11 protein-coding genes and 1 pseudogene are annotated in these 14,250 nt (G+C 44.4%); 9 read left to right on the plus strand and 3 right to left on the minus strand.

Going from position 1 to position 14,250, the window contains the following annotated elements; all coding sequences use genetic code 11:
- The first annotated feature begins 18 nt into the window (after window positions 1-18).
- Window positions 19-1,308 (plus strand): murein hydrolase activator EnvC family protein, encoded by a 1,290-nt coding sequence (locus tag WMO25_RS06375; RefSeq protein ID WP_435384301.1) that lies wholly within the window; start codon window positions 19-21, stop codon window positions 1,306-1,308.
- Between the two features lie 124 nt (window positions 1,309-1,432).
- Here the strand turns inward: WMO25_RS06375 and ymfI are convergent, their stop codons facing one another.
- Complete coding sequence (ymfI, locus tag WMO25_RS06380; protein ID WP_349084648.1) at window positions 1,433-2,170, minus strand: elongation factor P 5-aminopentanone reductase; 738 nt, start codon at window positions 2,168-2,170, stop codon at window positions 1,433-1,435.
- Between the two features lie 16 nt (window positions 2,171-2,186).
- Window positions 2,187-2,447 (minus strand): metal-sensing transcriptional repressor, encoded by a 261-nt coding sequence (locus tag WMO25_RS06385; RefSeq protein ID WP_015512628.1) that lies wholly within the window; start codon window positions 2,445-2,447, stop codon window positions 2,187-2,189.
- Between the two features lie 301 nt (window positions 2,448-2,748).
- Here WMO25_RS06385 and WMO25_RS06390 point away from each other — a divergent pair, with 301 nt between their 5' ends.
- The 5 genes from WMO25_RS06390 (at window position 2,749) to WMO25_RS06410 (ending at window position 9,988) form a co-directional block, all read left to right on the plus strand.
- On the plus strand, window positions 2,749-5,319 hold the full coding sequence (locus WMO25_RS06390; RefSeq protein ID WP_349084649.1) for a heavy metal translocating P-type ATPase: 2,571 nt from the start codon (window positions 2,749-2,751) through the stop codon (window positions 5,317-5,319).
- A gap of 439 nt (window positions 5,320-5,758) precedes the next feature.
- The gene (locus WMO25_RS06395; RefSeq protein WP_349084650.1) at window positions 5,759-6,847 is read left to right on the plus strand and encodes a PucR family transcriptional regulator; all 1,089 of its coding nucleotides are present in this window, start codon (window positions 5,759-5,761) and stop codon (window positions 6,845-6,847) included.
- Between the two features lie 29 nt (window positions 6,848-6,876).
- Window positions 6,877-7,560 carry a cell division ATP-binding protein FtsE gene (gene ftsE, locus WMO25_RS06400; protein ID WP_117528695.1) on the plus strand — a complete coding sequence of 228 codons (684 nt, stop codon included), beginning with the start codon at window positions 6,877-6,879 and terminating at the stop codon, window positions 7,558-7,560.
- Window positions 7,553-8,458, plus strand: coding sequence for a permease-like cell division protein FtsX (gene ftsX / locus WMO25_RS06405; protein ID WP_349084651.1), 906 nt, complete (start codon window positions 7,553-7,555; stop codon window positions 8,456-8,458). Before ftsE ends, ftsX begins: the two co-directional genes overlap by 8 nt.
- 240 nt (window positions 8,459-8,698) lie before the next feature.
- The gene (locus WMO25_RS06410) at window positions 8,699-9,988 is read left to right on the plus strand and encodes a S41 family peptidase (protein WP_349084652.1); all 1,290 of its coding nucleotides are present in this window, start codon (window positions 8,699-8,701) and stop codon (window positions 9,986-9,988) included.
- Window positions 9,989-10,070: 82 nt separating this feature from the next.
- Here the strand turns inward: WMO25_RS06410 and WMO25_RS06415 are convergent, their stop codons facing one another.
- Window positions 10,071-11,462 (minus strand): NCS2 family permease, encoded by a 1,392-nt coding sequence (locus WMO25_RS06415; RefSeq protein ID WP_227083560.1) that lies wholly within the window; start codon window positions 11,460-11,462, stop codon window positions 10,071-10,073.
- A 91-nt stretch (window positions 11,463-11,553) separates the two neighbouring features.
- Between WMO25_RS06415 and WMO25_RS06420 the strand changes: the two genes are divergently transcribed.
- The 3 genes and pseudogenes from WMO25_RS06420 to uvrA all read left to right on the plus strand — a co-directional run.
- Window positions 11,554-11,793 (plus strand): hypothetical protein, encoded by a 240-nt coding sequence (locus tag WMO25_RS06420; RefSeq protein ID WP_349084653.1) that lies wholly within the window; start codon window positions 11,554-11,556, stop codon window positions 11,791-11,793.
- Window positions 11,794-11,840: 47 nt separating this feature from the next.
- On the plus strand, window positions 11,841-13,832 hold the full coding sequence (gene uvrB, locus WMO25_RS06425; RefSeq protein ID WP_215690273.1) for an excinuclease ABC subunit UvrB: 1,992 nt from the start codon (window positions 11,841-11,843) through the stop codon (window positions 13,830-13,832).
- Between the two features lie 14 nt (window positions 13,833-13,846).
- Window positions 13,847-14,250: pseudogene (gene uvrA, locus WMO25_RS06430) on the plus strand (ABC-ATPase UvrA); the annotation flags it as partial.

Consider the following 14,250-nt stretch of genomic DNA (forward strand, 5'->3'; position numbering starts at 1 on the left):
TCACTTGCAGTTCCGACAATGGCGGCAACGAAGGCAGAAGTCCAGAGCCAGATAGAGAATTTGAAGAACCAGCAGAGCGAACTTGAGTCGCAGCTTGCATCATTGAAGAAGAATAAGTCAGATACAGAGTCCTATATTTCTGAACTGGACAGTAAGATCAAGACATATCTTGCACAGTTAGAGGAAGTATCCGCACAGCTTGAGCAGACAGAGTCTGAGATCAGCATTACGCAGGACAACCTGGCACAGGCCAAGGAAGATGAGAAGACACAGTATACAGCATTGAAGGCACGTATCAAGGCCATGTATGAATCCGGAGACGATGATTATCTCCAGATGCTGCTTGGTTCGGGCGATTTGAAGACAATGTTGAACAATCAGGAGTATATTTCCAAGATCAATGAGTATGACCACAATCTTCTTGTGAGTCTCCAGAATATCAGAGATCAGATTGCAGCATACGAAGCTCAGCTCGAAGAGCAGAAGGAGCTTCAGGAAGCTCAGAAGGAACAGTATGAAGTAGAGAAGGAATCTCTTGAGAAGATCGTTGCACAGAAGGAAGAAGAACTGGTTGCTATTGGTTCCGATATTGATTCTGTCAATTCTGATATTTCTTCTACACAGGAAGAGATTGATGCTGAGAACAGCCTGCTTCAGCAGATTGTTGAACAGGAACGTAAGGCAGCAGAAGAAGCAGCACGCAAGAAGGCTGCAGAGGAAGCAGCCAAGAAGAAAGCGGCAGAAGAAGCTGTTGCTAAGAAGAAGGCAGATGAAGAAGCTGCGAAATACAACAGCTCCAGTTCATCCAGCAGTTCAAGCTCCAGCTCAAGCAGCTCATCTAGCAGTTCGAACTCCAGTAGTTCCAACGATTCATATTATGATGACAGCTCCAGCAGTTCCAGTTCATCCGGCTCAAGTACAGGTATGATCTGGCCTGTGGGCAGTTCATCCATCACTTCTTACTTTGGTTACAGAAGTTCACCGACTGCAGGTGCATCTTCTTACCATAGAGGTCTGGATATCGGCGCTTCAGCAGGTTCATCCATTTGGGCTGCAGCAAGCGGTACTGTTACAACTGCCAGCTACAACAGTGCGATGGGTAATTACATAGTTATCAGCCATGGAAATGGTGTCTGCACAGTTTATGAACATTGCAGTGCTTTATATGTCAGCGCTGGTCAGTCCGTATCACAGGGTGAGACAATCGCAGCCGTAGGTTCTACAGGTATTTCTACCGGTGCACATCTTCATTTTGGTGTGACTGTAGGTGGAGATTATGTGAACCCTCTGTATTATGTAAGTCCATAATTGAATAGTGAATAGAAAAAGGGATTCGAGATTATTCGAATCCCTTTTGTGACTAAAATGCCCCGGGATGATCATAATCCCAGGGCATATATTTGCTTTATAAGATACTTTCTCTATTCCGGCATCAAATCCATCCGCCGTCCAGCCGGATGATCTGACCGGTCAGGTAACTGTGCTTTTGGGCTAAATCCAGAACAAGTTCAGCCACTTCCTCAGGACGACCGAAACGACCGGAAGGGATTTCCTCGGTTAAAGCAATGCGATCTGCTTCCGATAGGAAAGCGTTCATTTCGGTATCAATGGCTCCGCAGGCAACGGCATTGACCTGAATATTGCTTGGGGCCAGCTCTTTGGCCAGGGCCTGGGTGAAGGCATTGATGCCGCCTTTTGTTGCGGAATAAGCCACTTCACAGGATGCGCCGCAGCAGCCCCATACGGAAGAAATATTGATGATCTTGCCGGAATGTTCATGAACCATACCCGGTACGGCCAGTCGGCAGCTGTTAAAAACGGATGTCAGGTTGGTGTTGACAATGTGCTGCCAGTCATCCGGTGACATATCAGTTAATAAACCGATATAAGAGATACCGGCATTGTTGACAAGAACATCAATATGATGAAAACGTGCAATGGTCTCAGAAATCATGGCCTCCAGCTGATGGTAGTCGCCGGTATCGCCGGTGAAAATAAGACAATCGGTGTGATATTGGCTGATGATCAGCTGCTGCAAATCTTCAAGCAGCTGTGTGTTTTGCCGACAGCAGAGGGCAAGCTGATAGCCGGCGGCTGCAAAACGGATGGCGATGGCACGCCCGATCCCTCTTGAGGCACCGGTTATAAAAACGGTTTTGTTCGGTGTCATGATAAAAACTCCAATGCTATTTCAGTGCTTTCTTGAGCACTTCGGATATTTCGTTGATCTTGGTTTCACGTTCACGGTCATCTGCGTGAAGAACACAACATTTTAAATGGGCATCAAGAATTTCGATATTGACCTTTTTCAGGATGGCAATGGTAGCCATAATCTGATTGGAAATGTCGATGCAGTATTTGTCATCATCGATCATCTTGTTCAGACCGTCAATCTGTCCCTTTGCTGTATTGAGCAGCCTTTTAATATTCTGCTGTTCTGCTTTCATGGCGAGCTCCTTTCGTTGGGCACCCTCCAGGGGTGTCTGTATCAATTATTATTCTAGCATTTTTATGAGTGTGATTCAATGTCAAGCTGCATGTTTTTTTCAATAAGGAGCATTGACTTTTATTTTTATTAGGTATAGAATAAAAATGACCCCAGGGGGGTGGGGTAACTTGACGGTATGAGACATTTCAGGTTTCATGTGGAATGGTTCGCTTATTTTGGGTAAAACTACTATAATTATTTTTAGTAAAATTTGCAGATCTGATCGTTTGCGAATACGAGAGAATGGAGGATAGAGATTCATGCAGCAATTTATTGTGACAGGTATGAGCTGTGCAGCCTGCAGTGCCCGTGTGGAGAAAGCTGTCTCGAAGGTGGAGGGGGTTACCTCCTGTTCAGTCAGTCTTCTGACTAATTCCATGGGTGTGGAAGGGACGGCAGCTGATCAGGCGATTATTCAGGCAGTGGAAGCGGCCGGTTATGGAGCCTCCGTGAAGGGTGAGGCTGCAGAGCATTCAGGGGCTTCATCGATGGCAGCTGAGGAGGAGATGCTGAAGGATCATGACACACCGGTTCTGAAGCGGAGACTTCTGGCATCTCTGGGATTTTTGATTGTACTGATGTATTTTTCCATGGGACACATGATGTGGGGATGGCCACTGCCGGCATTTTTTGAGAACAACCATATAGCCATGGGGCTTGTTCAGCTGCTGTTGACAGGGATTGTCATGGTCATCAATCAGAAGTTTTTCATCAGTGGTTTTACAAGTCTTGCGCATCGTGCCCCGAATATGGATACGCTGGTGGCTCTTGGCTCTACGGCGGCTTTTGGATACAGTACGTATGCGTTATTTGCCATGACAGATGCTCAGGTGAAGGGCGATATGGAGATGGTCATGCATTATATGCATGAGTTCTATTTTGAATCTGCAGCCATGATTTTGACACTGATCACAGTGGGCAAGATGCTGGAGGCACGCTCAAAGGGCAAGACAACAGATGCACTCAAAGGGCTGATGAAACTGGCTTCGAAGACAGCGGTTGTGGAACGGAATGGTCAGGAAGTTACTGTTCCGATTGAGCAGGTGAAGAAAGGAGATATATTCCTTGTACGTCCGGGAGAGAATGTGCCGGTGGATGGTGTGATTCTGGAAGGAACCAGTGCTTTGAATGAGGCGGCTTTGACAGGTGAAAGCATTCCTGTGGACAAGAAGCCGGGGGATGTCGTATCGGCTGCAACCTTGAATCAGTCAGGATTTATCCGCTGTGAGGCCACCCGTGTCGGTGAAGATACCACATTATCCCAGATTATCCAGATGGTCAGTGATGCAGCGGCGACAAAGGCACCGATTGCCAAGATTGCAGATAAGGTTTCAGGTGTTTTTGTACCGGCGGTGATCACCATTGCGGTCATTACGATGATCGTGTGTCTGCTGGCAGGAGAAAGTGTCGGTTTTGCTTTGGCGAGAGGCATTTCGGTACTGGTTATCAGCTGTCCGTGTGCCCTTGGTCTTGCCACACCGGTGGCGATTATGGTGGGCAATGGTATGGGTGCCAAGAATGGTATCCTCTTTAAGACAGCTGTTTCACTGGAAGAGACAGGCAAGGTTCAAATTGTTGCCCTGGATAAGACAGGTACCATCACCAACGGTGAACCGGTTGTTACAGATATGGTTCCTGCGGAGGGTGTGACAGAAGAATCATTGCTAGCGTTGGCAGCCAGCCTTGAGAAACGCAGTGAACATCCGTTGGCAAAGGCAATTTTGAAATATGCCGGAGAACAGCAGCTGACCGTCGAAGACGTTTATGAGTTTGAAGCACTTCCGGGCAATGGCTTGACAGCCGTCAGAAAGGGTGTCAAATTGGCTGGCGGCAATTATGCATTTATCAGAACCCAGACGGAAGTGTCAGAGGATTTGCTGAAACAGTCAGAGGCATTGGCGGAACAGGGGAAGACACCGATGTTTTTCTCAGAGAATGGCAGATTGGCCGGTATTATTGCCGTTGCAGATACCATGAAGGAAGACAGCAGACAGGCTGTCAGTGAACTTCGGAATATGGGCATCCGGGTTGTGATGCTGACCGGCGACAATGAGAGAACAGCCAGAGCCATCGGTGCACAGGCCGGTGTGGATGATGTGATTGCCGGTGTGCTTCCGGATGGTAAAGAGAGTGTGATTCGAAAGTTGCAGCAATATGGCAAGGTAGCGATGGTGGGGGATGGTATCAACGATGCGCCTGCATTGACAAAAGCTGATATGGGTATCGCCATCGGTGCAGGTACGGATGTGGCCATTGATGCCGCTGATGTGGTGCTGATGAAGAGCCGGCTCAGTGATGTGGCAGCCGCTGTTCGTCTGAGCCGTGCAACCTTAAGAAATATTCATGAGAATCTTTTCTGGGCATTTTTCTACAACGTGATCGGTATTCCGCTGGCAGCAGGTGTGTGGATCCCGACTTTCGGATGGACATTAAACCCGATGTTCGGTGCGGCGGCCATGAGCTTGTCCAGCTTCTGTGTTGTCACCAATGCACTGCGCTTGAACCTTTTTAACATGCATGATGCAAAAAAGGACAAAAAGTTGAAAAATCCTGCTATAATAAAAGAACTGGTGGATAACAATAAAACCAATCATAATCAAGAAAATAAGGAGATAGGAACAATGAAGAAAACAATGAAAATCGAAGGTATGATGTGCGGTCACTGCGAAGCAACTGTCAAGAAAGCACTGGAAGGTCTTGATGGCGTGGCATCTGCGGAAGTCAGCCATGAAGCCGGTACAGCAGTCGTAGAACTCTCAGCAGACGTAGCAGATGACGTTCTGAAGAAAACAGTCGAAGACAAAGACTACAAAGTAACAGCCATTAACTAGTCCAACCTTTAAAGTCATCCAACTGAGGTTCCAATGAAAATTCATCACAGGCTCGTTTATATTGACAGGGGTTTGTGTGAAAAGGTTCATTTGGAACCTCATTTTGACATTCACCATATTTATCTCAAAATAATTACGAATTATGTAATATTTGTGAAATAATATTGCAATATTTATGATTTTCTGGTATAGTGTACAGGAACTGTTCTTTGAAAAGCAATTGTGATTATAGACAAAAAACAATAGTAAAATTGGTGATTTTCATGGTTCACTCCTTTAAATCGTAATATTGTTGTAATTCAATGAGAAAAAAGCATAGGTTTCAAAGAAAAATATATGAAAAGTATATAAAAAACACTTTATTTTTTGGTTGATGTGCTTTATTATAATAATAAGAGTATATGACAATAGATTACGGGAAGGTAGGGAGAATTGCATTATGATTTCAAATCAGATTTTACAGAATACGATTGAAGGGCTGAAAGCGATTACCAGAATAGATTTATGCGTGATGGATATTGAAGGAAAGGTACTTGCTTCTACATTTTCCAATGCTGAGGATTATGAAAAGTTTGTGTTGGAATTTGTCAATTCACCGGCAGACAGTCAGGTTTTGCAAGGGTTTCAGTTTTTCAAGGTTTTTGATGAGCATCAGCTGGAGTTTATTATTCTGGCAAGAGGAGACAGTGATGATGTCTATATGATCGGCAAGGTGGCGTCTTTCCAGATCCAGAATCTGCTGGTGGCCTACAAGGAACGTTTCGACAAGGACAACTTTATCAAGAATCTGCTGCTTGATAATCTGCTTCTTGTTGATATTTATAATCGTTCCAAGAAACTGCATATTGATACGGATGTACGAAGAATTGTACTGCTTATTGAAGTGAACAATGAGCGGGATATGAACAGCCTTGAGACAGTCCGTTCTATTTATACCGGACGTCCGAAGGATTTCATCACAGCTGTTGATGAGAAGAATGTCATCGTTGTGAGAGAAGTTAAGGATAATGAGACTTATGATGATCTCTGCAAGGCAGCGAAGGTGATTTATGAGATGCTCTGCGGGGAGAATCTTCCAAAGGCAAGAATCGCCCTTGGTACAATCGTGCAGGAGATCAAGGATGTATCCAGATCCTACAAGGAAGCCAGAATGGCACTGGATGTAGGTAAGATTTTCTATAATGAACGTAATGTAGTTGCTTACAGCAATCTGGGTATCGGCCGTCTGATCTATCAGCTTCCGATTCCACTGTGTAAGATGTTTATCAAAGAGATTTTCGACAGCAAGTCACCGGAAGATTTCGATGAAGAAACGCTGATGACGATCAATAAGTTTTTCGAGAACAGCCTGAATGTTTCTGAGACATCCAGACAGCTGTACATTCACAGAAATACACTGGTATATCGTCTGGATAAACTTCAGAAGAGCACAGGCCTTGACCTGCGTGTTTTTGAGGACGCCATCACATTCAAGATTGCACTGATGGTTGTCAAGTATATGAATTATATGGAAACTTTTGATTACTAAAAGATTCCTTCTTGAAGGAGGGGAAGCAATTGATAGCCTTAGATCAGGTGACAAAGACCTATCCGGGAGATGTGAAAGCCTTAAAGGGCATCAGTCTTCAGATTAAGAAAGGCGAATTTGTTTTTGTCGTGGGCCAGAGTGGTTCCGGTAAGACAACATTATTTAAGTTACTTTTAAAAGAAATGGAGCCAACATCCGGCACCATTTATATCAATAACAAGAATCTTGGACGACTCCGCAGGAGAAGAGTACCGAAGTTGCGCCGAGGGATTGGTGTCGTATTCCAGGACTTCCGTCTTTTGAAAGACAGGAATGTCTATGAGAATATTGCGTTTGCCCAGCAGGTTGTAGGTGCCCCGAATCGTCTGATCAAGAAGAACGTTATGGCCATGCTGAAGCTGGTGGGCCTTCCGGATAAAGCCAAGTCCTATCCGAACGAATTGTCCGGCGGTGAGCAGCAGAGAGTCGCTCTGGCAAGAGCGCTTGTGAACAATCCGCCGTTACTTTTGGCAGATGAGCCGACAGGTAATTTGGACCCGAAGAATTCATGGGAAATCATGAAACTGCTTGAGGCCATCAACATGCGTGGTACAACCGTTGTTGTTGTTACACACAACAAAGAAATCGTTGAGAAGATGCAGAAACGTGTTATCACGATGAGTGAAGGCGTGATCATCAGTGACGAGAGAAAAGGCGGGTATATCTATGAGTAGTTTTTTATATGGCATCAAACAGGGTATTAAAAATGTATTCAGAAACCGTCTGTTCTCACTGGCATCTATTGGTACGATTACAGCCTGTCTGTTTATTTTCGGTATTTTCTACTGTATGGTGATGAACTTTCAGCATATTTTTTCCGAAGTAGAGACAACAGTCGGTGTGACGGTCTTTTTCAATGAAGGTGTTGAGGAGAATCAGATTCTTGATATTAAGTCTCAGATCGAACAGCGTGAAGAAGTGGACAATGTTCACTATACATCACCAGAGGAAGCCTGGGAAGAGTACAAAGAGAAGGCCTTCCCGGACACAGACCAGAACATTCTGACAAATCTGGACAATGATAATCCGCTGGCTTCTTCAGCCAGTCTGGAAGTTTATTTGAAGGATGCTGCCAAGCAGCAGGAACTTGTGGATTATATTCAGGGTATTGATGGTGTACGTTCTGTGAATGCATCCAAGAGCGTGGCTGACAGCTTTGCAAGTTTTGGACGTCTGCTCAGTTATGTTTCACTGGCTATTATTGTCATCCTTGTGGGTGTTGCTGTCTTCCTGATCAGTAATACGGTTATGATCGGTATCACTGTCAGACATGAAGAGATTGCGATTATGAAATATCTGGGTGCAACAGACTTTTTCGTCAGAGCACCATTCCTGATTGAAGGTATGCTCATTGGTCTGATCGGTTCACTGATTCCGGTGTGTGCGCTGAAAGTATTATATGAGAAGGTTATCTCATTTATGACAACAGAATTCACGAGTCTCAGCAGATTTATGACGTTTTTGCCCGCAGGCGAGATCTTCAAGGTCCTGATCCCGATTTCATTGATCATCGGTCTTGGCATTGGTTTCATTGGAAGTTATCTGACATTGATCAAGCATATCCGTGTCTGATATCCGGTACGACAATTGAATCATTGCGGTAGCAGTGAAGATGTTGAATCACTCACTGCGAATTGCGAACAATTTGTGAACTTTAAGAAAGCTGGCTTCAGACAATTGTCTGAGCCAGCTCTTTGTGTTACTATAGAATAAAATTCAGCAATTTTTAAACGGATGATTGCAGACTGTGATTGTTTATATTCCTGGATCAATGGCAGTTGGCAATTGTCTGTTTTCAGAAGGAGACAGACTATGGAGAACAGAAATGACAGAAAGAGCTATTATAAAGGCCTTTTGACAGGTGTGATCCTGTGTGTGCTGATCATAGGCGTGCTGGCGTTATCCGGGTGCTTTTTGAAAGATTATGCGCCGTCATCAACAGGTCAGACCACAGGAACAGGAAATGCTGTGGAGGCATCGGATGTGTCTTCATCCAGTGGTGATGTGACGGATATTTCGGGGCGGTATAAGGAAGTTGAGAAGAAACTGAACAAGCTGTACAGTGTGCTTGACCAGTATTATCTGGATGTTTCAGATGATTCGGATATCACCCAGGATGATATGGTGGAAGGTATTTACAAAGGCTATGTGGATGCACTGAATGAGCCATATACCGTTTATTATACCAAGGAGGAGTATGATCAGCTGCAGGAGTCCACATCAGGCAAATATTCCGGTATTGGTGTGGTTGTCAGCCAGAACAAGGAGACAGGCGTCATTACCGTTGTGCGTCCTTTTGAGGGTTCACCGGGAGCGGAAGCCGGTATTCTCAAGGATGATATTTTGTATAAAGTGGCGGACAAGGAAGTGACAGGTGTTGATGTGACGGAGGTTGTCACATGGATTAAAGGTGAAGAGGGCTCAACTGTCAGTATCGAAGTTTACAGACCATCTGAAGATAAATATTTGACATTTGAGGTAGAGCGCAAGACCATTGAGATTCCGATGGTGACATCCAAGATGCTGGACAACAATATCGGCTATGTGGCTGTTTATGAATTTGAAGAGACAACGTCAGAACAGTTTAATCAGGCCATTGATGCGCTGACAGCTCAGGGAATGGAGGGGCTGATCATTGATCTGCGTGATAATCCGGGCGGCCTGGTGAACTCTGCAACGGCTATTCTTGACAGAATTCTGACAAAGGATCAGTTGCTTGTGTATACTGTTGACAAGAATGGTAAGAAACAGGAAGAATACACAGAGGATGATGAGACCATTAACGTGCCAATCAGTGTTTTGATCAACGGCAATAGTGCCAGTGCCTCAGAGATTGTCAGTGGCTGTCTGCAGGATTACGGCAAAGCGAAGCTGGTAGGTACCACATCCTTTGGCAAAGGCATCGTTCAGTATGTGCTGCCATTGGGAGATGGTTCCGCCATCAAGCTGACAAGTGCCAAGTATTATACGCCAAATGGACGCAATATCCATGGAACAGGTATTGATCCGGATGTAGAAGTGGAATTGAATTCCGACAGCGAGACAGATACACAGCTTGAGAAAGCTCTGGAGATTGTGCTGCAGGAGATTCAGGCAGAATAAGAAATAAGAAGAATTTTCGTGTAAGCAAAAGGGATTGAAGAGAAATCGATACACAGATTTTTCTTCAATCCCTTTTTGTAATCTAGAAGAACAGTGATGAGCATTCTTTGATAATAAAGATGATTGCCAGAATATACAGGAGAAGATTCAGTTTCTTCTCTTTGGCTTTGCCTGTAACCAGATTCAGAACAACATAGGCAATGATGCCGAGTGCAATACCTTCTGAAATACTGTAGAAGAAAGGCATGGCAATGATGCAGATGTAGCATGGAATGGCTTCAGACATATCCGCAAAATCAATATTGGTAATATTGCTCAACATATAAAGACCCACAATAATCAGTGCCGGTGCTGTTGCAAATGAAGGAATTGCCAGGAAAATTGGTGACAGAAACAATGACAGGCCGAACAAAATTCCTGTTGTCAGGGCTGTCAGACCAGTACGTCCGCCTTCTGTGACGCCGGAAGCACTTTCAACGAAAGTTGTTGCTGTGGATGTACCGAGAGCGGCACCGGCTGTTGTTGCAATGGCGTCCGCAAGGAGCGCACCTTTGATACGTGGCAGCTTGCCGTTCTCATCAAGCATACCGGCCTTGGATGAAACACCTACCAGGGTGCCGATCGTATCAAATAAATCGACAAATAAAAAGGCAAATAAAATAACGACAAAATCAGCACTGACAATACCGTGGAAATCCAGCTTGAAAAGGATTGGTGACAGGGACGGAATGGAAAGTCCATTGCTGAAATCCGGGAGCAGATTGTAGAACCCGAGTTCAGGATTTGGAACATAAATGCCTGCAAACTGACAGATAATGCCAAGAATCCATGTGATCAGAATGCCCCACAGAATATTGCCTTTGACATTCTTAATAACAAGGATACCTGTCACCAGGATACCTATAAGCGCCAGAGCGACAGTAATCCCGACATCATTAAATGAAGCATTGACACCGTTCAGCTCATTGTATTTCTCAACAGAGAAAAGCTGAACCAATGTGGAACCGCCGATAACGATCTTGGCGTTTTGAAGACCGACAAATGCAATAAAAAGACCGATGCCGACACTGACGGCGGACTTCAGATTCTTTGGAATCGCATTGAAAATTGCTTCACGTACATTAGTCAGGGATAAAAGGATGAAAATAATACCTTCGGCGAATACAGCTGTTAAGGCAAATTCCCAGCTGTAACCCATGCCAAGGACAACGGTGTAGGCAAAATAGGCGTTCAGTCCCATGCCCGGTGCCAGAGCAAATGGATAATTGGCAAGAAAAGCCATCAGCAGTGTACCGATAAAGGAAATCAGTGCAGTGGCAGTGAATAAAGCGCCCTGGTCCATTCCGGTTGCAGAAAGAATAGATGGATTGACGGCCAGAATATATGCCATGGTCATGAATGTTGTAATACCGGCCAGAATTTCAGTTTTGACGTCTGTGTGATTTTCAGACAGCTTAAAAAGTTTTTCTAACATGATTAAGCTCCTTTCGTGGTTATTTAATAGACATTGTTGGTAAAGAACAATACTTTTATTATATCATATCATGGAAAAATATGGAAACTAATTGCTTTTTGCAAAAGCGGAGAGAATATGGGATCGCAAAAATATAAAACTGGTTGAGTACATACCCTGTTGTGCGTTAAAAGCAGAAATCTGGTTAAGAACAGAGATTCTTGGAGGATTTGTTTCAAGAAGAAAAGAACAAATATTCGAAAACATATGTACTTTTAAAAACATAAATGGTATAATAGGCGTAAAGCACCAAAAGTGCGGAAAGATATCTTTAATGAATGAAGAAAAATGATGAGAGCGGATATAATAAGAGCGAAACAATGAGATGGGAGAATAAGGATGGACCATTTTGAGTTACACAGTGAATATGCCCCGACCGGCGATCAGCCTCAGGCTATAGAGAAGCTGGTGCAGGGGTTCAAGGAAGGCAATCAGTTTGAGACATTATTGGGTGTTACCGGTTCGGGCAAGACTTTTACCATGGCCAATGTGATTCAGCAGTTGAATAAACCGACGCTGATTCTGGCGCACAATAAGACGCTGGCGGCACAGCTTTATGGTGAGATGAAGGAGTTTTTTCCGAATAACGCAGTGGAATATTTTGTGTCCTATTATGATTATTATCAGCCGGAGGCCTATGTACCCTCTTCAGATACGTATATAGAGAAGGATTCTGCGATTAACGATGAGATTGATAAGCTGCGCCATTCTGCAACGGCAGCATTATCAGAGCGCAGAGATGTGATTATTGTTTCTTCGGTTTCATGTATTTATGGTCTGGGCAGTCCGATTGACTATCAAGAGATGGTGATTTCTTTGCGCCCGGGTATGTTGAAAGACAGGGATGAAGTGATCCGCAAGCTGATTGACATTCAGTATGTGCGCAATGACATGGATTTTAAGCGCGGTACTTTCAGAGTGCGCGGTGATGTGGTGGAGATTTTTCCGGCTAATGCAACAGATACAGCGGTTAGAGTAGAATTTTTTGGAGATGAGATTGACAGAATTACGGAATTTGATGCATTGACGGGTAATGTGAAGGCCAGACTGGAGCATGTGGCTATTTTCCCGGCATCACATTATGTCGTTGCACCGGAGAAGATGGAGAAGGCCATATGTGCGATTGAAGAAGAATTGAAAGAGCGTGTGGAATGGTTTAAGCGTGAAGACAAGCTTCTGGAGGCACAGCGTATTGCAGAGAGAACGAAGTTTGATATAGAGATGATGCGTGAAACGGGTTTTTGTTCCGGAATAGAGAATTATTCCAGACATTTGTCGGGATTGAAGCCGGGAGAGCCGCCGCATACACTGTTGGATTATTTTCCGGATGATTTTCTGATGATCGTAGATGAGTCGCATATTACGATTCCGCAGGTGCGGGGCATGTATGCCGGTGACCAGTCACGAAAGACAACATTGGTAGATTATGGTTTCAGACTGCCATCTGCCAAAGATAACCGACCGTTGAATTTTGATGAGTTTGAGTCGCATATCAGCCAGATGCTTTTTGTATCTGCAACTCCGAATGTTTATGAGGGTGAGCATGAACTGTTAAGGGCTGAGCAGGTGATTCGACCAACCGGATTGCTGGATCCTGAGATTAGTGTACGCCCTGTGGAGGGGCAGATTGATGATCTGATTTCCGAGGTCAATAAAGAGATTGAGCATGGCCATAAGGTGTTGATCACCACATTAACAAAGCGAATGGCAGAGGATTTGACGGATTATATGAAAGAACTGGGCATCCGTGTCCGGTATCTGCATTCGGATATTGATACGTTGGAGCGGTCAGAAATTGTGAGAAATCTTCGATTGAATGTATTTGATGTACTTGTGGGGATTAATCTTTTGCGAGAAGGTCTGGATATTCCGGAGATTACGCTGGTGGCGATTCTTGATGCAGATAAGGAAGGATTTCTGCGTTCCGAGACATCACTTATTCAGACCATTGGCCGTGCAGCCCGTAATACAGAGGGGCATGTGATCATGTATGCGGATAGGATTACAGATTCCATGAATAAGGCCATTACTGAGACAAATCGAAGGCGTGCCATTCAGCAGGCTTATAATGAGGCCCATGGCATTACACCGAAGACCATACAGAAGGCTGTCAGAGATTTGATCAGCATTTCTGAGGCGGCAGACAAGTCAGAAGAAAGCTTTATTAAAGATGCAGAATCCATGAGTTATAAGGAACTGAACACGACCATTCGCAAGCTGACGAAACAGATGCATTCTGCTGCGGCAGAGCTTGACTTTGAGAAGGCGGCTATGCTGAGAGATAAGATTATGGAACTGAAGAAAATGCTTCATGAAATAGAAGAAGATTGAGAAAGGAAACGACAATGTCAGAATTGACACAGAAGGATTATATAGATATAAAGGGTGCCAGAGAACATAACTTAAAAGGCATTGATGTGAAGATACCGCGCAATAAGATGGTGGTATTGACGGGGCTCAGTGGTTCTGGTAAGTCTTCATTGGCTTTTGATACGATTTATGCGGAAGGACAGCGAAGGTATATGGAGTCGTTGTCTTCCTATGCGAGACAGTTCCTTGGGCAGATGGAGAAGCCAAACGTGGAGAGTATTTCAGGACTTTCCCCTGCTATTTCCATTGATCAGAAGTCTACCAACCGCAATCCGCGTTCAACGGTGGGAACAGTGACAGAGATTTATGATTATTATCGATTGTTATATGCCAGAATCGGTACGCCCCATTGTCCGAAATGCGGCAAGGAGATTAAAAA

This window comes from Coprococcus intestinihominis (assembly GCF_040096555.1).
Lineage (GTDB): Bacteria > Bacillota > Clostridia > Lachnospirales > Lachnospiraceae > Coprococcus_A > Coprococcus_A intestinihominis.